We start from the raw sequence: 24,355 nt of genomic DNA, 5'->3' as shown, positions 1-24,355 counted from the left end.
TTATTCCTCCCTGGTTTTTAGGCCATATTGTGCATTGGCGCGATACCCCAAACGGACAATCTTTTGCTCATCCAACAATGTCCGGATATCTTTCAAGGCGATATACTTCGAGCAACCATTGATGGAACGGCATTCGAGGGTAGAGATCGTGTTGTTTTGCTGTATGTAATTCAATATATTCGTTTTCCGCTTCTCTTCCGTGTATCCTTTCAGACGGCTTGGTTCGTCGGCCCGTTCCACTTTCATATAACGCAACTCCTTCTTCAGTTCGTTGGAGCAGCGGAACACTACTTTGTTGAACCTCACCAGATGAGGTGTGATCTGTTTTTCTGTGGGCAGAGACGGACATTTCAGGGAGGCATTGAACGTACCCAACCCTTCCAGTTCGACGATATCCCCATATTTCAGGTGAAAGGCAATCCGGCTTTTCAGTGCTTCCAGCATTCCTTTTACATCCGAAGAAGAGAAAGAACTGATCTGGGAAATCTCTTCGCAAAGCGCATCGATGCGCACGGTGTACTGGTTTACCTGACGAGCATGAAGATTATCTCCCTTCCCCGGATTCTTAAATAGGTTATAAGTGGCTGACATAGGCAGTGTTGTTTAAGTGTGATATCCCGGTTGTAATCAACCTTGTTCCGGACATAATCTCAATTATAACCGATATAATCTTACTTATATCGGTACAAAAGGTTTGTCCGACCCCTGTAAAACAGCTGTTCGACGGAGGTGGAACAGTTGTCTGACAAGAGTCGGCTAACTGTTCGACATCCGTCGGACAATCTTTTCTTCAGCACCAAAGATACTTAATATAGGGACAACCTGTATCTTTGAAGGGGATATTTTTTATTGTCTCCTACTTGCCGTCCAGCAGCTTCCCGAAGAGATTGAATATCTGTAGTACGCTTTCTTTGTCTTTGACCGGTATCAATAGGATACTCTTTTCTGTTTTCGTCGTCTGCTTTGGGGACTTAAAGGAAAAGATGGCAGGACGATTATCAATAACTGGTGGTGGCAATGGGGGAATAAGATTATTTTATTAGATTTGCAATTCAGTTGCAAGCGAATTCAACTATTGGGGATTCTTCGGTAACTGTATCCGAAAGAACGAATCAGGAGATTGAAAAAGGAACGGTTATGGACAATATAGAGAAACTTTATGGCGAATGGTTATCTTTGCAGCCATTGAAAGAAGAAGACAGTATTCGTTTGAATCAGAAATTCATGTTGGAATTCAACTATAATTCCAATCATATGGAAGGAAATACGCTGACTTATGGCCAGACAGAACTTTTATTGCTATTTGGGAAAGTGATCGGCGAAGCCAACATGAAAGACTTGGAAGAAATGAAAGCACATAATGTCGGCCTGAAAATGATGCAAGTAGAAGCTGCAGAAAAGATTCATCCTTTGACGGAAACCTTTATCCGCCAACTTCATCATACTCTTTTACGCGAAGATTATACTGTTTATCGCAGATTGCCTGATGGGACAACGACTTCGTACGTCATTCATGCCGGATGTTATAAAACTCGTCCTAATTCCGTAATAACCGTTACCGGAGAGTCTTTTGAATATGCTTCCCCGGAAGAAACACCGGCTTTAATGAATGATTTGGTACAATGGTATAATAAAGCGGAAGTGGCCGGAGAGATGTCTCCGATAGAGTTGGCAGCCGTGTTCCATTATCGGTATATTCGTATCCACCCTTTTGAGGACGGAAACGGTCGTATAGCCAGATTGATGGTGAACTACATTCTTTCCCGTCATAATTACCCAATGATTGTAATTAAAACAAAGGATAAAGCGAACTATTTACGTGCTCTAAGTGCAGCGGATGCGGCTGTCGGCTCTATCCCAGCCGAAGGTGCTAAGGCTTCGTTTGGACAAATAAAGCCGTTTATTAATTATATGAAGCATGTTTTGGAGGAGGAACTTGATATCGGACTTAAAATTATTCACCGGCATTCCGGTAAATTGTGGTATATGAATGGTGAAGTCATTTTGTTCAGAAGACCTGTTACTGAAAAAATAATAGAGCAGATATCTTCTAACCCTAAGATTACGGTGCGTGAATTATCTGACGCACTTACTATAAACAAATCGGCTGTTCAGAAAGAAATAAAGGAGTTACAGAATAAAGAGTACATTAAGCGTGAGGGTGGAACACGTGGACGTTGGCACGTCTTAATCAATTGTACCACTTAAAATGGTGGTACAATCGAAAATGGTGGTACAATCTAACGAATTAAGATCAATTAATTAAAAACATCATACCCCTATGCCTGCATTTCATTCTATAGAAGAACTCCTCAAAACGCTTAGTCGCGAACAACGGTTGTTGAAAGAGCTGTTTGCGAAGCGGAAGATACTTTCGTTTCGTTATGAGGATGCGCTGGCTTTGGTGGACTATAAGGAAGAACGCATCCGGAAACTGGTCGATTCGGAGGTCGTCAGGGAGAACGGTTCGTTTCTCGAACTGGAAGATTCCTATCTGCAATTCTTCGAACAGATACTGGAGGTGAACGAGGAGATCAATATTTCGTTCGTCCATGAACATATCACTTATCTGAAAGATACGATCTCTTATTTTCTTCAGGAAAACAACGAGACACAGCGATACAGCTATCTGCGGAATATCAAACGGACACTGCGTAACATCGCCGTCACCACTCTTCGCAATGTGATCGACCTGAAACGGAATGTTGATAATACCTTTAAAAGCGAACCCAATTATAAGATAAAGAAACAGAAGCTGGTGCGCCTCGATGAAAAGCGCGAAGGTATTGAAGCGTTGATCCGGACGACAGAGGAACTTATCAACGGAAATGAGGAAGCCTTTTTCTGTATTGCTACGGATGAGGAACTGGGGCATATTACTGATATGCTGAGACTTCAGTTTTACGAATGCAGCCACAACCTGATCGAGATCCAGAAACAGATTATCAGTTATTTGAACCAAATCGAGTATCAGAGCCGGATATTGGTAAAAGTTCGCCAGCTGAAATACCTGAAAGACCAGTTTGAGCTGGAAAGCAAGACGAATATCCGTGAAGTTTTGGCAGCCAAAGATCCCGTTTGCTTCGAGCCGTCGCCCACTTATCCGCTTCGTTTGTCGGTCGATTATCTGCGCAGCGGCGACGATGTGGTGGAAAGTATCCGTAAAGTATTTGTTCGTGTGAAGAAAAATGGCCGCCAAGCGAAGAAGATTGCTGGTAACATTGCCGGTGATTATCTTGTGACGCAGACGACGGAAGAAATATTTATCAATCTGGAAGAGGTGAAGAACGCGTTTCTGGCTTCGGGTAGCGACCTGTTCACTTTCGTGATGACTTACCACTTTCCGAAAGAGGTAGATATTGACGAGCGTATCACCTTCTACTGCCAGATCATCTCCCAGTATTACGACGATTGTTCGGTCACTGACCGGTATGCTTCGGCCTATGGGGTCGAATATACTTTGGTGTATCCTAAATAAATATGAACTATGATTAAACAGACAGCTGAAATATTCGAGTTATTGAGCAAGGGCGGGTTTATCTCGTCGGATAGTACCGATCCGCATATCCGCCAGCTTTACAACCAGATAGACGGGAACCTTACGGAACTCTATGAACATTACGCTTCGATCAACTTTTTCCTCGAAAGCGGCAACGAGTACTATTATTTTGCCCGCCGCGAAACCCGTGCCGAACTGGAGCGTAAGCTGGAAATCGCCATGCGGTGGATCGATGTGCTCGACTTTGTCAAAACGTATGATAATGCGTTTGCCCCTGGTTTCCGTTTCCAGCCGTCCGATATTCTGGTGCGTCTCAAACTGGATGCGGAGCTGAAGGAGAAGCTCGGCGGACTAAAGAAATATACGGGAAAGGAGAAGCAGGACGAGATACTCGAAAAGGTACTGAACGATCTGAAACGTGACGGGTTCATCGAGTTGGAGAACGAGATCACATCGACCTATAAGGTTGTAGCTGCTTTTAATTATCTGGAAGAATTAGTAACCTGTATCAATATACCAGAAGAAACGCAAAATGAGATACCTGAATAGAATTGTTTTTATCAACAGCGCCCGGGTGAATTATGCCGATATCCCAGTCGACGGCAATGTACATTTCATCGGAACCCAGGGAGTGGGGAAGAGTACCGTGCTGCGTGCCTTGCTCTTTTTTTATAATGCGGATAAGATGAAACTGGGAATTTCGAAAGAGAAGAAAAGTTTCGACGAATACTATTTCCCGTATGCCAATTCATATGTGATCTACGAAGTAAAGCGTGATGAGGGTTGTTATCTGGTGATGGCGTTCCGTTCGCAGGGACGTGCCTGTTTTCGTTTCCTCGATATTGCCTACGACAAGGATTTCTTTATTTCCCCGGAGGGGCGTGCCTTCGACGGTTGGGATCAGATACGCGAAGCATTGGGTCGTAAGGTGTATTATAGCCGAAAGATCGAGAAATACGAAGAATACCGGAATATCATCTTCGGGAATAACAAGGGACTGCCGCCCGAGTTTCGCAAGTTTGCCATCACCGAAAGCAGCCAGTATCAGAATATTCCTCGTACGATACAGAATGTCTTCCTTAATTCAAAACTGGAAGCCTCATTTATTAAAGATACGATCATCATGTCACTGAGCGAAGAAAATGCGACGATTGATCTGAGTCAATATGCTGATCATCTCAAAGGATTCGAGGAAGAATATAAGGACATCAGCCTGTGGCATGCAAAGGACAGGAACGGAAATGTACTGGTACGTAAACAGGCGGAGAAAGTCATCGATGTGCATCGTACGTTGCTTTACCATGAACAGGAGCGGAAGGAACTGTCACACGAACTGAACTTTGCTTATCGTCTTGCCGGCGAAGAACTTCCCCTTCGTGAACGACATCTTTCCGAGCAACAGGAAAAGTTGAGAAAGACGGAAATGCAATTGAGCGAACTGGCGAATAAATACCAAGAGAAGAAAATACAGATCGTATCCGATATCAAACAGTTGAACGAAAAGTTGCAGCAGGCCCGTGAACAGAAGAAACGATATGAACAACTGAATATCACGGAGATTGAACAACGGGTAAACGCTCGTGAAAGTGTCGCGGGTAAAAAGGCTGGGTTGGAAGAACAGTTGCGTGTCCTGACAGACCGTTTTACACATATCCGCCAGAAGTTTGCTTTGCTGGAAGAGCAGGAGAAGGCTCAATTCACGACATTCAAAAATACCAAAGAGACGGAGGCGATCGGTCTGCGACAACGGCTCTTTGAGAAGAAAGAGCAACTTCTCAAACAACAGGAACAACTGATCCGCGAAATAAAGGAGCAGGAGGAAGAAAAGGTGAACAGCGCCCGCGGAAAGATTGACCGGAAGAAGGAGGAACTTTCTGCGTTGGCGATCCGGAAAGTGGAGATTGGCCATCAGGTGTTCTATGAAAAAGAAATTCGCAGCTGTAAAGAAGAGCAAGCAGCGTTGCAAGGAGAGATCAAGGAAGATATGCTGAAGAAAGAAACTTGCAACCGCCGTATAAAAAGCACCACCCGCGAATGGGAGCTGGAAGGACAAGCATTGGAACGCGAAACGGCTTCCGCTCAAAAAGAACTGTCACGCCGGATAGAGGAGGCTGATCGCCATATCGCTGAGATTGCAACTCTTCTGAAGAGCCGGCAGGGGTCACTCTATGAGTGGCTGAACCGTGAATATCCCAGATGGGAAGACACGATCGGGAAGGTGATCGACGAGAAGCAGGTCTTGTTCCATACCGGACTCAGTCCGCAGTTGATGGAAAAGATATCCGCTACACTCTACGGTGTCAAACTTGATTTGTCGGGGATCGGCAAAGTGGTGAAGACCATTGGCGAATATGAAGAGGAACAGCAGGAGTTACGGACACAGTTACAGGAACTGAAAAAGCAGTTCAACGATCTGTCTGTCCGCAAAGAAGAAGAGGCTGTCCGTCTCAAAAAGAAATACCAGCCTTTGATAAAAGCGGACAAGGAAGAAGTGATCCGCCTGGATTACCGCAACGAACAACACCAGAAGAAGTTGCAGCAATTGGCGGCAGCGCTGATCACCTGGCAGCAAAAGGCGGCAGACGAGAAGGCAGTCCTGTTACTACAGGTGGAAGAGCAGGTACGCTGTGTCACCGCTCAACGAATGGAGGCGGAAGAGGAATGGCAGAAATCGATTGCTGTCCTGGATAAACGGATCAAAGCCAAAGAGAAAGAGTTCCGGCAACGGGTCAAAGAGGAAACGGAACAGGTGGAAACTGCCACTGCTTTGTTACATGCCGGAATTGCCGCTGCCGGAATAAAACTGAAAGAAACATTGGTTGCCTTGCAACAAGAGTATGCCAAAGAATTGGCCGGTGAAGGCGCAGATACTTCCCGGATAACGATGGTGACGGATCAGATCGGGAAACTGGAAAACGAACTGCGTTTCATAGAAGATAACCGGACGCTGGTGATCGAATATCGCAAAGATAAACGAGAACTGATCGACCGGATGGATGAGTTTCGTAACGACAAGCAACTGAAAGAAAAGGAATTGGCCGGCGAACAAGAGAAATACGAACAGAAACGTTTGTCACTGGTTCGTGAAGCGGGCGAACAGCGGACTGTCCTGGACGACCTAAACCGTTCGTTGGAGGAACTGAGGGAGGATATCCGCCGGACAAAAGAATTCTGCCAGCAGGAGGACTGCCCGGTCGAACTGCTGTCCGGTGCGGAAAAGGAAACGGGGAAGCGTTGTAAGATACTGGTAGAGGACTTGATCCGTAACCATTACCGTATCATAGAATGGGAAAAAGACTTGCGGGAGGCTGTGAACCGCTTCACCGGCAATTTCTCCGAACAGAACACCTTCCATTTCCGTACCCGCCTGACGACTCAGGATGATTTTATGGATTTCGCTTCTGAACTGACTGACTTTATCGACAACGACAAGATCGCCGAGTTCGAGCAACGTTCCAATAAGGCTTACACCGATATTATTCGGCAGATCGGAAAGGAAGTTTCGGATATGATGTCGCGGGAAGGAGCTATACAGAAGGTGATCAACGATATCAACGACGATTTTGTGGAACGCAACTTTGCCGGAGTAATCAAAAGCATCGCCCTTCGTGCCATGCCGAGTGAGAATAAGATCATGCAGTTGATGCAGACCATACGCGATTTCAATGAGGAGCATCTTTTTAGCCTGGGAAGTTTCGACCTTTTCTCCGGCTCTGCTGAGAAACAGGAGGAGAACAACCGGAAGGCAGTCGGTTATCTGCAATCGCTGGTGAAGGAATTATCACTGACGAGCGAGAAGGAGCTAACCCTGTCCGACACCTTCGACCTGCAATTCCGCATCGTGGAGAACGATAACGACAGCGGATGGGTGGAAAAACTGGCCAATGTGGGTTCCGACGGGACGGATGTGCTAGTCAAGGCGATGATTAATATCATGCTGCTCAATGTGTTCAAAGAAAAGGCCTCCCGCCGTTTCAGCGACTTCCGCCTGCATTGCATGATGGATGAGATCGGCAAGTTGCATCCGAATAACATACAAGGTATCCTCAACTTTGCCAACAGCCGCAATATCCTGCTGGTCAATTGTTCGCCTACTTCCTACCGGGCAACGGATTATCGCTATACCTATATATTAAATAAGGACAGCCAGAATATCACAGTCGTTAAACGCTTGATCCGGAAGGAGGCCGAATCATGAAGCTCTCGTTGGCGGATGCCCGTAAATTGCAGCGGCTGGGGAGGGGAGAAAAGCTTCCTTCCAGCCAGTTTAATAATGCACTGTCTGCTTTGTTGCTGGAAGAAGAGGTGTTGCAAATCCTTCCGAAAGGGAGTCGGAAAACTTATTATGTCAGGAATCAAGCTACGCTCGATGACTTTCTTTACAACCGTTTCAATGTAAGTAACCTATCGCTCTATGTCGAAACACTGGAAAAGGAAGACTTGCTCCGTGCTGATTTAGCACGTCAGGTAGGCGATACAAAGATTCGTCCGGTAAGAAGTTTTAAGGGTTTCTGTGTGAACTGTTACCAGCCACTGCAATCTATGCTTAACGAGAAACCGTTTGTTGTCTCACCTGTTGAGGGTAGTTATTTGTTTATTTCCGATTTTGAAACGTTTGTGCCTGATCCGGGAGTGACAGTTGTAGGTATGGAGAATCCGGAGAACTTTCGTTATATCCGTCAGCAAGCCTATCTGTTCAATAACATAACGCCTCTGTTTGTTTGCCGTTATCCTCAGACACAAAGCAAAGACCTGATTCGTTGGCTGGCTGCTATACCGAATCCGTATCTTCATTTCGGCGATTTTGATCCGGCAGGTTTGAATGTTTTCAGTAATGAATACTTACCTTATCTGGCGGGGAAGGCTCATTATTTTGTACCGGATGATATAGAAGAGTGGTTGGATAGAGGAAGCCGGGAGAGATATGATAAGCAGTCGTTCAACTTATCACCCGAATGTCTGGAGTTGCCGGAAGTTCAAAAGTTGGTAGGACTGATCCATAAGCATAAAAGAGGACTCGACCAGGAGGTTTTTATCCGTTTTGAGTGATTTTATAGGTAAATAGAGACAATCTTAATCGGTAATGAGATGATTTTATTACTGAAAAAAAGAATGCCGGAGTATATTTGCAACTCATTCAATTAACAAATCATGAATAAACGAGTATTAAGTTTAACCTTATTATTAGCCTGTCTGGGATTAATGACCATGCAGGCGGAAGGCCGAAAAGTCGAATCATTTAATTCCGGCTGGTCATTTAAAAAAGCTCCGGCGGAAAAGGAACTGGCCATCAATGCCCCGAAATGGGATAAGGGATGGTCGGAAGTTGAAATCCCTCATACCTGGAATGCAAAAGATATGCAGGTACAGGCCAATAGTTTTTATGAAGGGGCGGCTTATTATAAAAAACAATATTTCTTCCCAGCTGAACTGAAAGATAAGCGTGTCTTTTTACGGTTTGAGGGAGTCGGCTCCTGTGCAGAAGTTTTTGTGAACGGCATGCTGGCAACTTCCCATAAAGGCGGATATTCTGCTTTTGCCTGTGAGATCAGTCCGCTGTTGAAGGCTGGAGAGGAAAATGAGATTATCGTGAAAGCGGATAATAAATCACGCCCCGATGTGATCCCGGTTAATCATAATTTGTTTGGCGTATATGGCGGTATCTATCGTCCGGTGTGGCTGGTTGTCACTGAACCGTATAATATAAGTGTGACCGATTGTGCATCTCCCGGTGTTTATGTCACTCAGAAGAATGTATCGAAGAAACAGGCAGATGTAAAAGTGAAGGTAAAGCTCGACAACGGAACTCTGCAACCCGCTCCTGTTACTTTGCAGAATACGATTTACGATCAGGAAGGAAAGCAGGTGGCTACTCATAGCCAGTCTTTCGAACTGTCGGCACAAGGTGAGCAGGCCTATGAATCTTCTTTTACAATAAAGAAACCGACTTTGTGGCAAGGACGTGAAAATCCTTATCTGTATAAGGTTGTCAGCCGTTTGATTAAAGACGGACAGGTGATTGATGAAATGGTACAGCCGTTGGGGTTGCGTAAATATGAAATTGTTGCCGGCAAAGGTTTCTATCTGAATGGTGAGAAATATCCGATGTATGGTGTTACCCGTCATCAGGACTGGTGGGGGCTGGGAAGTGCCTTGAAGAACGAAAACCATGATTTCGATTTGGCTACGATTATGGATGTCGGTGCGACAACCGTTCGTTTTGCCCACTATCAGCAATCCGATTATCTGTATTCTCGTTGTGACAGCCTGGGGTTGATTATTTGGGCGGAGATACCGTTTGTAAACCGTGTGACCGGACAGGAAGCGGAGAACTGCCGTAACCAGTTGCGTGAAATGATCCGCCAGAGCTTCAATCATCCTTCTATCTATGTGTGGGGATTGCATAATGAGGTATATCAGCCGCACCAATATACAAAAGAACTGACCCAGTCTTTGCATGACCTGGCTAAAACGGAAGACCCAGACCGTTATACGGTTTCGGTGAACGGATACGGACATATGGATCATCCGGTTAACCTGGTTGCCGATATTCAGGGTATGAACCGTTATTTCGGTTGGTATGAAAAGAAAATACAGGATATCAAACCCTGGGTGGAGAATCTGGAGAAAGAATATCCGCATCAGAAACTGATGCTGACCGAATATGGTGCAGATGCCAACCTGAACCATCAGACGGAATATCTGGGAGATGCGTTGAACTGGACGAAAGAGTTCTATCCCGAAACATTCGCTACCAAAACGCACGAATATCAGTGGAGTGTGATCGCTGCCCATCCGTATATCATTGCTTCTTATCTTTGGAATACGTTTGATTTCTGTGCTCCGATGTGGGTGCGCGGCGGTGTTCCGGCACGTAATATGAAAGGTTTGGTAACATTCGACCGTAAAATAAAGAAAGATTCTTATTTCTGGTACAAGGCAAACTGGAGCAAAGAACCTGTACTGTATCTGACGCAACGTCGTAACTGGGATCGTGAGAAAAAGGAAACGTCTGTGACTGTTTATTCAAATATCGGTACGCCGAAAGTGTATCTGAACGGAAAGGAACTGACCGGTATCCGTGAAGGTTATACGCCCGTACATTATATTATAGATAACATTACGCTCGATATGGGTAAAAATATCGTAAAAACGGTTGTTGTGAAAGATGGCAAGACGTACGAAGATGAAATCGAATGGGTATATAATGGCGAGAAGAAACGTGATTCGGACCAGTCGGTGAACAAGGAAGAACATGCCGGATTCTGATCTCTCTCTGAACTAAACAATAAATGAAACTCCCGGTGTTTCCTGTCAGACGGCAGGATAGCACCGGGAGTCTTTTTTACCATCCGTTATAGTGTATTTGTTTCTTATTGAATTTGTCTTTGGGCTTTTCAATGCCTGTCGGATAGCCAACCGGAATGACAGTTAACGGAACGATATGTTCCGGTAAGTGTAAAGCCTCCCGAACTACTTTCATCCGTTCAGGATATGGATAAGCGGCTGTCCAGACGGCTCCCAGTCCCAAAGATTCGGCTGCCAGTAATACGTTTTGTGCGGCAGCGGAACAGTCCAGTTGCCAGGCGTTATTGGACTTCGCTGTATCTCCGCAAACGATAATAGCTTGCTTGGTCTCTTTTAACATACGAGCCAGAGGGAGTCCGTCTCCCATTGTATCCAGAATGTCCCGGTCTGTTACGATGATAAATTCCCACGGACGGCGGTCTCTGGAGGAAGGGGCGGCCATTCCTGCACGGACCAGTGTCTCCAGTTTCTCTTTTTCAACCGGACGTTCAGTGTATTTGCGTACGCTTTTACGATTGAAGATTGTCTCCAATGTTTCATTAACCTCTTTACTGTCTTTAGATTCCGTATTGTTATTACAGGCAATCAAAGCAGATAATAATACGATAAAAGAATATTTCCATTTCATATTGCAAACATACGAATTGATTTGGAAAAAAATCTGGAATCGAATCATATTATTACTACCTTTGTAAATCACGTTAATAGTTCATATTATGTCAATCAATTCAATAAACAGACGTCGGGAAGACCTGATAAAACAGATCAGCCAGATAGAAGATGAGGAGTTGCTGATTTCTTTGGAAGATCAGATTTTTACTTATCAGCAAGGAGCGCGTGAGCCATTATCCTGTCCTGAAAGTATGCAAATTCGTTCGGTAGCCCATTTTCGTAGTTTGATAGATCAGGTGTTGGAAGATGACCGGAACGGAAAGATGCTGGATGCCGATGAGGTTTTTGCTGAATTGGAAAAAGAATGGGGCATTGAAGAGGAGGCTAGAAATAGATGAAAAAGTTGAAACGTATCATCTCTCCGTTGGCTAAAAAGCAATTAAAGGAACTGAAAGATTTTAATCAGATTTTGTATGGAACATCAAGAGCCAATCAAATTTACTTTTCGATAAAAGATTGTCTTCAAGTTTTAACTGATTTTCCAGGTTTAGGATATATAGAACCAACATTGCAGGATTATCCTCAATGTTTCCGTACTTTTGTTCAGCATTCGAATTTAAAAATCGTTTACTGGATAGAAGATGGTGCTATAAAAATAGCCATGTTCTTTGGAACTCACCAGAAACCGGAAAAGTTGCGTTATACAATAGAACATACTTCCGATTGGGTGTGTGAAGATATGGAACCTTACGGCTAACCTTATTTCTGACATTCGAAGCAATAATAAATACTTCCTCCTAAATAATTTTCCTTCCGTATATCTTCTCCGCAGACCGGACATGGTTTTCCGACAGTGTCTTTAGATAAGGTGGGAATATAACCTCCTTTCTTACCGAACAGGTCGGTTTCCGAATTGCGGCCGCCGGCTAGATAAATATCCTGAAGCGTATCTTTAACGCAATGAAACAAAGTGTCTTTCTGTTTATCCGATAATGTGCTGATGCGTGTTTTAGGATGGATACGAGCCCTGAAGAGAATATCCTGTAAAACACCGTTTCCCAGACCTGGGATTGTTTGTTCGGTGGCCAGAAATGCTTTGGCTGTTTTCTTTTGTTTTTCTTCGCTGTTTATCAGGCTCAGGAAATAGGTTTTGTTGAAAGCATCGGAAAGTACCTGCGGTTTGCTTCGTGCCCCATCACGATAGGAGGAAAAATTGCATTCAAAAGAATCTGCGGGGAAACACCAGATTCCGCCGTACATTCGGGCAGAACCCATGATACAACTTTCATCCTCGAAGGCAATCAGTAACTGATGTTTTTCCGGCAACTTTTTTCCGGGAGCATAATAACAAATATTCATCCCGTCTCCGAAAAGTAACCTTACATCCTCGATTTCCACTTCAACCAACCCTCCGTAAGCATGTGCTTCTCCGACAGTTTTATGGAGTAACTTTTCACTGTAACCGGCAGGGTCTCCATAATACCAGACAAATTTATGCGGGGTATATCCGGCACTGACAAAAGAGATTCTCTTTCCTTTAATCGTTTGATTTAATTGTTCCGACAGGATCAGGGCTTCCGGTGCTTCTATCATTTTTAATAGGTTAATTTGTTATATATGATTTTTATAGTGTAAATATACGAATATATCTATAACTATTGCCCCATCTGCCTGTACGTTTCTATTTGGGATTTACAGATTTCTTCGGTAATATCGCGCAACCTTTCCACTTTAGGAAATAATGCTTCTATCTCCTCCTTGGTGACAACGAATTTAGAATTATACCTTGCTTCTACATAGGCCAGGCGGAGTAGTTCAAATAATCGTTTTTCTTCCTTCGGCTTTCGGGGAAAGATTTTCTGTAATTCGGGCGAATATTTATGGGTTGCACCTAACAGTTTTGACAGGTTGTGTTGCTTGCTGTTTTTCAGGGTATGAACTAAACGCAATGCATAGAAATAATTCTCACAGGCTTGATGTAAATCGAAAGAAGCTAAATTGTATCTTCCTTTTTCATAATCAAAAGAAGCATGATCTAGGAAATAACCAGCCTTTTCAAACTTCTCGTCAAAATACTCTTGGGACTGTTGCGTGATCTCTTGAAAGTTCAGCTTTCGGGGACGTTCCAGTTTGTAATTTCCACTGTCGTATAACATAATCCCTTGTTTTTGGATGCTGGTATAGAAATATCTTCCTTCCGACAGGTCGGAGTTCAATTTCTCTATATCATCATTTATAAACTGAATGGGAACTTGGTTATCGGGGCGTTTATAATATTTGTCATCCACAGTGTCCAGTAGATGTCCTACCTCACGAACGTCTTCATTACTGGTAACTACCAATAGATCGTAGTCGCTCATAAAAGAAGTGAGGATGCCGAATTCATCCCGTTCGTCATATTCCACAAATGTTCCCCTGGCGTAACTTCCATACAGGATAATCATTTCGCAATGAGGCACTCTTTCCAGTATTAAGGTGACGATCTGTTGCAAATCGTTTTTTGCATAATCAGGTAAGTGGGAATAAGACGTTTTCATTTAGCATTCCAAGTTTTATGTTATACATCGGTAAAGATACATGATTTTTCCGTTTCTTATTCCTACTACCTATATTTATGTATTTTGTGATGAGGGATTGTTGTGGAACAGTTTTCTCCACCAGAGGAGAAAGCCTCCAGTGAATTTCCACCACCATACAGTGATAAGGTGCGGATTACCGTAACCGAGTGCATTGTAAATGTACCAGTACTGGCAATCGTTGAAAAAATAGAACACGTGTCCGGTTCTCAATACAACACATATCTTTTGACCATTATTATTAATGTAGACAATATCGGAAAACCGGATACTTTTCTCATACAGTTTCTCACAACAGGCACAAACATAAATGGCACGTTGTTGATAGCACAGAGGTTGAGGAAAACAAATTTTGTTTTCCGTAAGAGTTAATCCGAATTGTGTGACAAGAGGCTGTAGTTTGCTACATACTTCAAATTTGGTTGGGCTAGGTTGGCTTTGTAAGCGGTTCCATACCCATTTTCTTTCCAATGCATTCATACCAAACGTTTTTATAGATTAATCAAAGTGCTTCAAGCACCAGCAGCCTGAGTGTCTTGAGTAACCCTGTCAACGTTGGCATAATTGCATGTAATCAAATAGATTTAAAGGTTACAGCATTATTGGTACAAAAGTACAAACTTGTCGGAATTATCCAACTTTTTTGGTGTAAATCCATTTTAAACTCGTTTTTTCCGAAAAGAAGAAAAACAAACGTACCTTTGTTGTGTTATTACTAACGATAACAGCAAAGATTTATGAGAAAAAGAAACAATTGGCAACTTATCAAAGGTCAGCCACTTACCGAATTGGATAAAAAGATTCTCTACCTCCAGAATAAAGGTCATTTGGTACCTTCCCGGAAATTGATTAAAACAGAAGAACAGATTGAAGGTATCCGCAGAAGCGGGGTTGTAAATTCAGGTATTCTCGATTTAGTGGGAAAGGAAATAAAAGCCGGAATGTCGACAGCCGCAATAGACAAACTGGTCTATGACTATACGGTTGACCACGGTGCTATCCCGGCCCCACTGAATTTTGAAGGATTCCCGAAGAGCGTGTGCACTTCCATCAATGAAGTGGTCTGCCACGGTATCCCCAGCGAAAAAGAGATATTAAAGGAGGGTGATATTATCAATGTGGATGTTTCGACAATTCTGGACGGTTATTATTCGGATGCTTCGCGGATGTTTATGATTGGCAAGGTTTCTCCTGAAAAAGAGAAGCTGGTGCGTGTGGCAAAAGAGTGTCTGGAAATAGGAATGAAGGCAGCTAAGCCATTCGGTTTTGTAGGTGACATAGGTCATGCTATCCAGAAACATGCGGAAAAGAACGGTTTTTCCGTTGTCCGTGATTTGTGCGGGCATGGGGTAGGACTGGAATTTCATGAAGAACCCGAAGTAACTCATTTCGGACGTAAGGGTACCGGCATGTTACTGGTCCCAGGAATGGTCTTTACGATTGAACCGATGATTAATATGGGTACATATCGTGTTTATATTGCCGAAGAAGATGGCTGGACGGTAATAACCGACGACGAACTTCCTTCCGCCCAATGGGAACACACATTCGTGATGCGTGAAAACGGACTGGAAATATTATCGGACTAAACACCGGTTCAAAGATAAGGGACTTTTGAAATCAAAATAAGGGACTTTTGTACGCAAAGCATATATGTTTCGTAATCAAAGCATATATGTTTTGTAAGTACTATTTATCCGAATAAAAAAAGCGATACAATTTGTATCGCTTCTGCACGGAAGGAGAGGCTCGAACTCCCGACACCTGGTTTTGGAGACCAGTGCTCTACCAACTGAGCTACTTCCGTATTGCGGGTGCAAAGGTAGGTTTTTATTTTTAATATGCAAGGCTTTTTTAGAAAAAGTGCAATTCTATTTTTACTTACCTGATAAAATCCAACGAAAAGCGAAACAACCGTCATATCTTTTTTTATCTTTGAAACCTTATAGAAAATATAATTAAATCTATATTGTATAAATACAATCAACAAAACATGGAAAACGAATTAGAAATGAATTCGAATCTTTTAGTCGAATTTTTGCAGAAACCTTCATCTGAGTTTACAAAGGCGGATATTATTTCTTTTATCCGCGAAAAAGGAATCAAGATGGTCAATTTTATGTATCCGGCAGGAGACGGCCGTCTGAAAACATTGAATTTTGTTATTAATAATGCAGCCTATCTGAATGCAATCCTTACCTGTGGTGAGCGTGTGGACGGTTCCAGCCTGTTCTCTTTTATTGAAGCCGGCAGTAGCGACCTGTATGTAATTCCCCGCTTCCGGACAGCTTTCGTCGACCCTTTTGCCGAGTTGCCGACAATCACTATGCTTTGTTCCTTCTTCAATAAAGATGGCGAACCGTTGGAAAGTTCTCCCGAATATACCTTGTATAAAGCAAGCAAAGCCTTTACGGAAGTAACAGGCATGGAGTTTCAGGCAATGGGCGAATTGGAGTATTATGTGATAGCGGAAGAGGAAGAATTATTCCCGGCAACCGACCAGCGCGGATATCATGAATCCGGCCCGTTCGCTAAATTCAATGAATTCCGTACCCAGTGCATGCAATATATTGCCCAGGCCGGCGGACAGATTAAATATGGCCATTCCGAAGTCGGTAACTTTACATTGAACGGAAAGATATATGAGCAAAACGAAATCGAGTTTCTACCAACCAAAGTGGAAGAAGCTGCCGACCAGTTAATGATTGCCAAATGGGTAATTCGTAATCTGGCTTATAGCTATGGTCTGGATATCACATTCGCTCCTAAGATTACAGTCGGAAAAGCCGGTTCGGGTTTGCATGTTCATATGCGAATTATGAAAGACGGTAAAAACCAGATGTTGGCCGACGGTGCTTTGTCTGAAACAGCCCGTAAAGCGATTGCCGGAATGATGCAACTGGCTCCTTCGATTACTGCGTTCGGAAATACGAATCCAACCTCTTACTTCCGTTTGGTTCCTCATCAGGAAGCTCCGACAAACGTTTGCTGGGGCGACCGGAACCGTTCGGTATTGGTACGTGTCCCCTTAGGCTGGGCTGCAAAAAAAGACATGTGTGTATTAGCTAACCCCCTGGAATCGGAAAGCCATTATGATACGACACAGAAACAGACGGTTGAGATGCGTTCGCCGGATGGTTCTGCCGATTTGTATCAGTTGTTGGCTGGATTGGCTGTCGCTTGTCGTCATGGTTTTGAGATAGAAAATGCGTTGGAGATAGCAGAAAAGACGTACGTGAATGTGAATATCCACCAGGAAGAAAACAAGGCCCGTCTGGAAACATTGGACCAATTACCCGACAGTTGTGCAGCTTCTGCAGAACGTTTGCAAAAGCAACGGGCTGTCTTTGAGAAATATAATGTGTTTAGCCCGAGCATGATAGACGGTATAATCAAAAAACTGAAGTCTTATAACGACTTTACTCTGAGAGATGATTTGAAAAATGACCCCGAAGGAATGCTTCGGTTGGTAAATACTTATTTCCATTGTGGGTAAATTTTATCCTATGTGGATGGATATTATAAAAGAAAACCATTGCATTTTTTGCAATGGTTTTCTTTTATAATATTCCGAGCTCTTCAAACATCCCTCTGTAAACCGCCGCCTTTTCCTCTAATGGTTTCGGATAGGCTCGTGATGAGGAAGGCATACGATATAACCTGAATATCCGATCCAGTAAGGTGAATGTCGAATAAGTTCCGACTTTCGGCTCTTCTGTCGGAGGCAATACCGATAAAATCGTATCCATCGCTTTCTGCCCTGTAACGACAATCGCTTTACATTCGGGTATTTGCGACAGGACTTCTTCCGGATTTATCGGTTTTATCACTTGCAGGAAATTATCGGAAGCATTATTCTTTAACCGGATTATTTCGACAGCCGTATCGCCGATACCGATACCTTTCTCCCGGCAAAAGGCTTTGGCTTTCTCTTCACTGAACGCCTTCTTTGTTTCAAGGAAATATTCTTTATTGCTATAAAACAATAGTCCGAGGATACGCCACATATCGTTCTGTATATTCGGGTAATAAAAGTTCATCGACCAACGTTGCATCGGAGGAGGAAAGCTTCCCAACATCAGCAATTTAGTCTGCTCCGGTAAAAAGAAACCTAACGGATGTAATTCTGAGACCATCGGGATATATGTTATCGTTTTATTGTCTGTTGTTTTTTTGCGTGCATTTCCCTGGCAAAAGCATCATAGCCGATTGCCTGTATCCTTCTGATACAGGCCGGACGGTCGGAACGGAAGAGGATAGAAAATACTTTTCCGATGAAGTTATTGAACTTCTTGCATTCATCGATAGAACTGATTGTGCAGTCGGCACAACTTTTATAGTTATGCTCGATGTTACATGCCCGTATTTTACACCAGTCCGCTTTTTTATTCTCCCAGCATCCGGGGCATTGTCCTTTTACGAATTTACGACAAGCACCGCAATACAGGCCACAAGCTGCAACGTATGCAGCGTCGGGTTGATATGTAAGGTTTTCCATTCCTTTCATATACTCTTTATTTTACAGATTCTTCCCATTCAGCCGCTTTGAAGCCGACCAATACCTGATTCTCGCTTACCAACAAAGGACGTTTGATTAGTTTGCCATCGGAAGCAAGTAGTTCTATCTGTTCCTTTTCACTCATGGAGGGCAATTTGTCTTTCAACTGCATGGCTTTATATACAAGGCCACTGGTGTTGAAGAAGTTCTTCAGCGGTAATTTGCTGCGTCCTATCCATTCCGTCAACTCTTCAGCCGAAGGATGCTGGTCGATTATATGGCGGTCCTCATAAGCAACTTTATGTTCGTCCAGCCATTTTTTTGCGTTCCGGCAGGTACTGCATTTCGGATATTCTAAAAATAGATATTTCATACCTGTCTGATTTTATTTGTCTTTTTTACGTTGGTTTTTGGCATCTTCCTTGGCAAGAAGGACAATGTTGTAAACGAAATCGGTCATCCATTCTTCCGAATAGCCTAATGTCTCTTTGTATTTGCGGATGCTCCAGGCTGTTTTCTGGACACTGACCTCTTTCCATTCCGAACGGGTTACAATCTCATGGATTGTTTTTGCTGTCTGGTTATATAATAATTTTTTTACCAGCATGGAGAAACGGAACTTCCATTGCATCAGGTTATCCAGCAAGGAGAACAGGTCATTACAAAATCCCTGGAAAAGGAAAAAATATGATTTGATGTCGTTTTGCGACTTACAGTTCTTTTTTACTGAGGCTTCTATTTCCTTGAAGAAACTTTCTTTCATGGCATAGTCCTGCATTAATATCTTGCGGACACGTGCCTTTTCTGCGATACCTGGCTTGTTATTTTGGGTAGGAATTTTTAGCATCCGTTTGAAAAGGGCCATATCCGACAACATATTAATATTGGTAATACCCAACTGTACGGCCATTACCGCCTGATAATATACGCGGATTAATGTTACAAATTCTTCAACGGAGCCTTTTGATGTAGCTTCTGTTTCCTCTTTTTCTTTCTTGAATAGTTTAGAAATTATGTTCATGTGTATCTGTTATAAAATGATTACGGGGACAAAGATACTAAAACTTGTCCCCGTTTTAAGAATTTCTATTCAATTCTCTCAACTGTTACCTCCGGAAATTCTTCCATGAAAAGTAGCAGCTGGTTGTCGTCCGTACTTTTCCTGGCCTTTATAACCAGGGTGACAATGAAAGTATCGACGTTTGAATGACTGACTTTTTCCATTTGGTAGGAGACGAGCAGGTAGCCTTTGTCGTTCAGAACCCGGGTTACCTTTTTTATGATATCTTTCTCATTGGTGGAAAAAATAATCATCGAACTTTTCATTCCCAGGCTTTTAAAGATATAACTTAGCAGTTCAAGTCCCATCAGGGTCAGTACGGTTGCCGCAACACCGATGCCGTACATTCCGGCACCGATTGCCAGGCCGATTCCGGCTGTTGCCCATATTCCTGCGGCAGTCGTCAGTCCGCGAACAAATTGTTTTTGTATGATAATGGTTCCCGCTCCGATAAAGCCGATACCACTAACAACCTGTGCCGCAACACGGCTGGGGTCGAGCGAAACACTACTTTCTTGTATAATCTGCTGAAAACCGTATTGGGATACAATCATGATAAGGGCACTTCCCAGTGAGACAAGGAAATGTGTACGATAGCCGGCTTCTTTCGCCCTGTATTCCCGGTCAAGACCGATTACGGCACCAAGAATACCGGCAATAAATAATCTCAGAATAAAATCCCATAACATAATTGTATGCCTCCCTTGTTTATAATCCTAATACTACATTTTGAAGAATATATACTCCTGCACCGGCCAGATATCCGATCAAGGCCAGCAAGGATATGTTTTTCAGATACCAGATGAAATTGATGCGTTCCAATCCCATCACGACAACTCCGGCAGCCGAACCTATGATCAGCATGCTGCCTCCAACTCCGGCACAATAAGCCAGGAATTGCCAGAATATTCCGTCCTGAACAAAGTTTGCCATATAAGTCGGATCTGTTGCTGTTGCGATGATAGCGTCTGTTGCAACCGGATACATGCCGATAGCTCCGGCTACCAGCGGAACATTATCAACTACGGCCGATAAAGTACCGATGATCAGGTTTACAGCATATACATTTCCGACAGTTTCATCCAGCCAGAAAGCGAAATCTGTCAATACACCACTACACCGCAATGCGTCGACAGCCAAAAGGATTCCGAGGAAGAATAATAGGGTTGCTCCGTCTATACGACGCACTATTTTTGACAGACGAAGTTTAAGGTCTTCATTGACAATATTTCGTTTATACATTAATTCTGTATAGATCCATAAAATACCGACTCCCATCAGGATACCCATAAACGGAGGCAAATGAGTGATCGTTTTAAATATAGGGACGAATATAAGACATAATACGCCGAGTATCAGTATTGAGAGTTTTTCTTTGGTTCTTAATTCTTTGAGTAGTTTGTCATTTTCATTATAGGTAAATGCATCGGGCGGAGTCACTTTCCCATGAAGGAAACGCATCATGATGAGAACGGGTACTATCATTGATACCAGACTGGGCAAAATCAGGTGTGGAATAGTTGAGGATGAGGAAATGTTTCCTCTGACCCAAAGCATGATGGTTGTCACGTCTCCAATTGGTGACCAGGCCCCGCCACTGTTTGCAGCAATGATAATCACGCTGCCGAATACCCACCGTTCTTTGTAGTTCCCCAGTAGTTTCCGCATTAGCATAACCATAACGATGGAAGTTGTCAGGTTATCGAGTATGGCAGACATGAAAAAAGTAATAAATGCGACCAGTAGTAATAATTTTTTTTTCTGGTTGGTTTTGATACGGTTTGTGATAAACATGAAACCGCCGTGAGCGTCTATCAACTCCACGGTAATCATCGCGCCAATCAAAAAAATCAATGTTTCTGCAATTTCTCCGATACTGTCCAGTACCTGGTGTTCAACGACGAAGCGGGTACATTGTTCTACAAAAGGAAGATCTGCTATAGCCGGATAGGCATCCAGAAATTCTTTAAATTCTTCGGCTGATGCGGTCGGGATCAGATCAGGTGCAGCAAATGTGTATAAAACCCAAAGTATTGTTCCGGTCAGTAGGGCTGTTCCGGCTTTGTTCACCTTTAGCGGATGCTCTAAAGCTATACATAAGTATCCAATCAGAAAAACAAAAATCATTACTGTCAACATAGCAAATCTTCTTTTTCTTTTTAAATTCAGTTAATAGTCGCAAATGTAGGAATTATATGGAATTAACACTCCTTTTGGATGAAATGTTTTGAATTATATCTCATCCTGCTTTTTGTTTTCCTTATTCAATCGTAATCCGTTTTTTGCATTCAGAGGTGAAATGACTTGTTTTCCGGTTTTTGCCTCTAATTCAAGTCGGGCATTACGGGCAACTTCTCCTCCTTGCATTGCTACATCTATGTGTTCATTGAACGTATCCGGTTCGGTAGCCTCGGAAATTTGTTTGGTAGATAGTTCTGCCAGCATGTTGAGTACAAGTTCTGTGTTTGTCATATTATCCCGCAGATTTTCCTTTTTAAGACCTTTCAGTTGCTTGTATTCTTTAGTCGTGTTTCCTGACCATGTTTTGGTAATTATATCAGTGAGGGTTGCAAATTGTACTCCCTCCTGTAGACCGTGACGTTTCCATTCATCAGTCAGGTCTTTTCGTATTTCAATACTTTTGAGGCGCTGGTTGATCCAATTATCCGAATAGCCGAGACGTTTATAGTCAGTCATAGCCTGATCAATGGATAATTCCGGGTCCTGTAGTTGGTCAAGCCGCTCTTTTGCTACTTGAGCTATCCAAAGTTTGAACGGCTCTGCTTTAGGTGATGGGATGGACTGGATAAGACGAAAAAGTTGTTCAGTTGTGGCGACATCTGTCATGCGCATCTTTCCGTCAGAAGCAGGCATCTTCAACTGGTGACAATTTGTCACCAGTTCACTACCTTCTTCTTTTAGCCTCTGTTTTAGCTTGTTCCAGTATTTTCGACCATCTATGCTTTCGGTCAGAATAGATATTACATCCACTATAGAAAAATACCACTCTTCAGTTTCATCGTCCCAAAGAGTACGAACTTTTTTTTCTTCAAAAATTTTGATTGCTTCTTTCTTTGTCATGTTTCGATGGGTATATAGAGATTATTATTAAGGTCTTGTTTTTAGGGAGCGGTAAATGGGACTCGAACCCACGACCCTTAGCTTGGGAAGCTAATGCTCTACCAACTGAGCTACTACCGCGTTGACAGGTGCAAAAGTATATAAATCTTTTGTTTTTTTGTACCTTTGACGCAAAAATATTTTATCAGATATGAATAAAGAAAAGCTTACGCTGATCAAGGTCGGCGGAAAGATCGTTGAGGAAGAGGAAACATTGAAAAGTTTGCTTCGGGATTTTTCTCATATAGAAGGTTTTAAAGCATTGGTACATGGCGGAGGACGTTCTGCAACTAAACTGGCGAGCCAGTTAGGCATCGAAAGTAAAATGGTGAATGGCCGCAGGGTGACCGACGTTGAAACACTGAAAGTGGTAACAATGGTATATGGCGGCCTGGTCAATAAAAATATTGTGGCCGGTTTGCAGGCGTTAGATGTGAATGCACTAGGCCTCACTGGAGCAGATATGAATCTAATGCGTTCGGATAAACGTCCGGTAGCTGAAGTCGATTATGGTTTTGTGGGAGATGTGAAAGAAGTGAATGCAGATTTGCTGGCTTCTCTGATCCATCAGGGCATTGTTCCGGTATTGGCTCCGCTGACCCATGACAAACAGGGGCATATGCTGAATACCAATGCTGATACGATTGCTGGTGAAGCTGCAAAAGCACTGGCTAAGCATTTTGATGTAACATTAGTTTTCTGTTTTGAGAAAAAAGGTGTATTGCGGGATGAGAATGATGATGAAAGCGTTATTCCGGAAATAGACCGTACGGTATTTAAACAATTGGTAGAAGAGGGGATTATCCAGGGAGGTATGATCCCTAAACTGGAAAATTCATTTCAGGCAATCGATGCAGGGGTGAAAGAGGTTATTATAACCCAGGCTTCTGAAATCCATCAGGGAAAAGGAACGAAAGTTTATTGATAAAATGAAAAGAGGAAAGAGGAAAGTTATATTCGAACTTTCCTCTTTCCTCTTTCCTCTTTTCATTTATTATTTGATGCTTCTTATTTTTACGTTACGGAACCAGATCAGGGAATCACCATGTTTACCCTGTAATCCGATATATCCTTTTGTTGGAAGTTCTGCAAATGGCTTAGGTAACCAACTGGGGATTTCACTGCCGTCCGGGTTGACTGTTCCCGAAGTCCATTTGCTCATGTCCATTTCCGTTACTTTTTTACCATTCAGGATAACATTAATGCGTTGTCCGACACATCTGATGCGCATATGGTTCCATTCGCCGGGCTTTTTTACTATTTTGTCTTGTTTTGCACCCAGGTGGCCGTAAATGGCTCCGCACTTTTCATAAGGTTTGCCGTTTCCCCATTTTTCACAATGATCATCGGCAATCTGTATTTCAACAGAATTGGGAATCCAATCTTTAGTATCGGTGCAATATACTACAACGCCACTATTAGTTCCTACGTCGGTTTTGAAGTCCAGATCCAGTTCAAAGTTTTCATATTCGGTCTTTGTCCAAATGGATTCATCCTCCACTGCTGCAAGTACACCGCCTGTCATACTCCAAACTTCAGGATTGTAGCTGGCATCGGAAAGGTTTTCTCCGAACAGAGGTTTCCATTTGTTGTCGGAAGCTGAAACACTAAGGGTGCTGATGATGCCTAGAAAGAGAATTGAGAAATAAAAAAATCGTTTCATGTTATTGAATTTTAAGATA

Annotated in this window: 23 protein-coding genes and 2 tRNA genes; 11 read left to right on the top strand and 14 right to left on the bottom strand. The window is 43.0% G+C overall.

Features of this window, described 5'->3' with window-relative positions:
• Positions 1-591: an HU family DNA-binding protein gene (locus DWW91_RS10030; RefSeq protein WP_122327608.1), complete on the bottom strand. Its 591-nt coding sequence runs from the start codon at positions 589-591 to the stop codon at positions 1-3.
• A 546-nt stretch (positions 592-1,137) separates the two neighbouring features.
• Here DWW91_RS10030 and DWW91_RS10025 point away from each other — a divergent pair.
• From DWW91_RS10025 to DWW91_RS10000, 6 genes are all read left to right on the top strand, one after another.
• Positions 1,138-2,208: a Fic family protein gene (locus DWW91_RS10025; protein WP_007652585.1), complete on the top strand. Its 1,071-nt coding sequence runs from the start codon at positions 1,138-1,140 to the stop codon at positions 2,206-2,208.
• 73 nt (positions 2,209-2,281) lie between these two features.
• Positions 2,282-3,478 (top strand): hypothetical protein, encoded by a 1,197-nt coding sequence (locus tag DWW91_RS10020; protein ID WP_007652588.1) that lies wholly within the window; start codon positions 2,282-2,284, stop codon positions 3,476-3,478.
• 9 nt (positions 3,479-3,487) lie between these two features.
• Positions 3,488-4,048: a hypothetical protein gene (locus DWW91_RS10015; RefSeq protein WP_007652590.1), complete on the top strand. Its 561-nt coding sequence runs from the start codon at positions 3,488-3,490 to the stop codon at positions 4,046-4,048.
• On the top strand, positions 4,032-7,697 hold the full coding sequence (locus DWW91_RS10010; RefSeq protein ID WP_122327607.1) for an ATP-binding protein: 3,666 nt from the start codon (positions 4,032-4,034) through the stop codon (positions 7,695-7,697). Before DWW91_RS10015 ends, DWW91_RS10010 begins: the two co-directional genes overlap by 17 nt.
• Positions 7,694-8,548 (top strand): hypothetical protein, encoded by an 855-nt coding sequence (locus tag DWW91_RS10005; RefSeq protein WP_010800019.1) that lies wholly within the window; start codon positions 7,694-7,696, stop codon positions 8,546-8,548. The genes DWW91_RS10010 and DWW91_RS10005 overlap by 4 nt, the downstream gene beginning before the upstream one ends.
• A 159-nt stretch (positions 8,549-8,707) precedes the next feature.
• The gene (locus DWW91_RS10000; protein WP_370449572.1) at positions 8,708-10,768 is read left to right on the top strand and encodes a glycoside hydrolase family 2 protein; all 2,061 of its coding nucleotides are present in this window, start codon (positions 8,708-8,710) and stop codon (positions 10,766-10,768) included.
• A 76-nt stretch (positions 10,769-10,844) separates the two neighbouring features.
• Here the strand turns inward: DWW91_RS10000 and DWW91_RS09995 are convergent, their stop codons facing one another.
• Positions 10,845-11,435 (bottom strand): nitroreductase family protein, encoded by a 591-nt coding sequence (locus tag DWW91_RS09995; protein WP_199722567.1) that lies wholly within the window; start codon positions 11,433-11,435, stop codon positions 10,845-10,847.
• 88 nt (positions 11,436-11,523) lie between these two features.
• Here DWW91_RS09995 and DWW91_RS09990 point away from each other — a divergent pair, with 88 nt between their 5' ends.
• Both DWW91_RS09990 and DWW91_RS28025 read left to right on the top strand, forming a co-directional pair.
• A complete protein-coding gene (locus tag DWW91_RS09990; RefSeq protein ID WP_007652597.1) occupies positions 11,524-11,817 on the top strand; it encodes a hypothetical protein in 294 nt (97 codons plus the stop codon).
• Positions 11,814-12,176 carry a hypothetical protein gene (locus DWW91_RS28025; RefSeq protein WP_233584456.1) on the top strand — a complete coding sequence of 121 codons (363 nt, stop codon included), beginning with the start codon at positions 11,814-11,816 and terminating at the stop codon, positions 12,174-12,176. The genes DWW91_RS09990 and DWW91_RS28025 overlap by 4 nt, the downstream gene beginning before the upstream one ends.
• Before the next feature lie 2 nt (positions 12,177-12,178).
• Here the strand turns inward: DWW91_RS28025 and DWW91_RS09980 are convergent, their stop codons facing one another.
• Positions 12,179-13,012 carry an endonuclease VIII gene (locus DWW91_RS09980; RefSeq protein WP_122327604.1) on the bottom strand — a complete coding sequence of 278 codons (834 nt, stop codon included), beginning with the start codon at positions 13,010-13,012 and terminating at the stop codon, positions 12,179-12,181.
• 62 nt (positions 13,013-13,074) lie between these two features.
• A complete protein-coding gene (locus tag DWW91_RS09975; RefSeq protein ID WP_122327603.1) occupies positions 13,075-13,956 on the bottom strand; it encodes a HEPN domain-containing protein in 882 nt (293 codons plus the stop codon).
• A gap of 776 nt (positions 13,957-14,732) precedes the next feature.
• Here DWW91_RS09975 and map point away from each other — a divergent pair.
• On the top strand, positions 14,733-15,584 hold the full coding sequence (gene map, locus DWW91_RS09965) for a type I methionyl aminopeptidase (protein ID WP_010800013.1): 852 nt from the start codon (positions 14,733-14,735) through the stop codon (positions 15,582-15,584).
• A 145-nt stretch (positions 15,585-15,729) separates the two neighbouring features.
• Here map and DWW91_RS09960 read toward each other — a convergent pair.
• A tRNA-Trp gene (locus DWW91_RS09960) sits at positions 15,730-15,802 on the bottom strand.
• Positions 15,803-15,988: 186 nt separating this feature from the next.
• Here DWW91_RS09960 and DWW91_RS09955 point away from each other — a divergent pair.
• Positions 15,989-17,491, top strand: a complete 1,503-nt coding sequence (locus DWW91_RS09955) for a glutamine synthetase family protein (RefSeq protein WP_007652603.1) — start codon at positions 15,989-15,991, stop codon at positions 17,489-17,491.
• A 64-nt stretch (positions 17,492-17,555) separates the two neighbouring features.
• On the opposite strand, the gene DWW91_RS09950 is transcribed toward DWW91_RS09955, so the two are convergent.
• The 8 genes from DWW91_RS09950 to DWW91_RS09915 all read right to left on the bottom strand — a co-directional run bounded on the left by DWW91_RS09950 (position 17,556) and on the right by DWW91_RS09915 (position 22,754).
• Entirely contained in the window at positions 17,556-18,131 is a 576-nt protein-coding gene (locus tag DWW91_RS09950) for a uracil-DNA glycosylase family protein (RefSeq protein ID WP_007652604.1), read from the bottom strand.
• An 11-nt stretch (positions 18,132-18,142) separates the two neighbouring features.
• Entirely contained in the window at positions 18,143-18,502 is a 360-nt protein-coding gene (locus tag DWW91_RS09945) for a DUF3795 domain-containing protein (RefSeq protein ID WP_007652606.1), read from the bottom strand.
• 7 nt (positions 18,503-18,509) lie between these two features.
• Positions 18,510-18,866, bottom strand: coding sequence for an arsenate reductase family protein (locus DWW91_RS09940; RefSeq protein WP_007652607.1), 357 nt, complete (start codon positions 18,864-18,866; stop codon positions 18,510-18,512).
• Between the two features lie 12 nt (positions 18,867-18,878).
• The gene (locus DWW91_RS09935; protein WP_007652608.1) at positions 18,879-19,514 is read right to left on the bottom strand and encodes a hypothetical protein; all 636 of its coding nucleotides are present in this window, start codon (positions 19,512-19,514) and stop codon (positions 18,879-18,881) included.
• Positions 19,515-19,579: 65 nt separating this feature from the next.
• Positions 19,580-20,242, bottom strand: coding sequence for an MgtC/SapB family protein (locus DWW91_RS09930; RefSeq protein WP_007652609.1), 663 nt, complete (start codon positions 20,240-20,242; stop codon positions 19,580-19,582).
• A 19-nt stretch (positions 20,243-20,261) separates the two neighbouring features.
• Positions 20,262-21,692 (bottom strand): sodium:proton antiporter NhaD, encoded by a 1,431-nt coding sequence (nhaD, locus tag DWW91_RS09925; protein WP_010800010.1) that lies wholly within the window; start codon positions 21,690-21,692, stop codon positions 20,262-20,264.
• A gap of 93 nt (positions 21,693-21,785) precedes the next feature.
• A complete protein-coding gene (locus DWW91_RS09920) occupies positions 21,786-22,634 on the bottom strand; it encodes a Bro-N domain-containing protein (RefSeq protein ID WP_010800009.1) in 849 nt (282 codons plus the stop codon).
• A gap of 47 nt (positions 22,635-22,681) precedes the next feature.
• A tRNA-Gly gene (locus DWW91_RS09915) sits at positions 22,682-22,754 on the bottom strand.
• Positions 22,755-22,824: 70 nt separating this feature from the next.
• Here DWW91_RS09915 and argB point away from each other — a divergent pair.
• Complete coding sequence (gene argB, locus DWW91_RS09910) at positions 22,825-23,598, top strand: acetylglutamate kinase (RefSeq protein WP_007652612.1); 774 nt, start codon at positions 22,825-22,827, stop codon at positions 23,596-23,598.
• 69 nt (positions 23,599-23,667) lie between these two features.
• On the opposite strand, the gene DWW91_RS09905 is transcribed toward argB, so the two are convergent.
• On the bottom strand, positions 23,668-24,336 hold the full coding sequence (locus DWW91_RS09905) for a DUF1080 domain-containing protein (protein ID WP_010800008.1): 669 nt from the start codon (positions 24,334-24,336) through the stop codon (positions 23,668-23,670).
• Positions 24,337-24,355 lie beyond the last annotated feature (19 nt).

Source organism: Parabacteroides sp. AF17-3, assembly GCF_003635445.1.
GTDB classification, from domain to species: Bacteria; Bacteroidota; Bacteroidia; order Bacteroidales; family Tannerellaceae; genus Parabacteroides; species Parabacteroides goldsteinii.
This window is presented reverse-complemented; position numbering and strand designations above follow the sequence as displayed.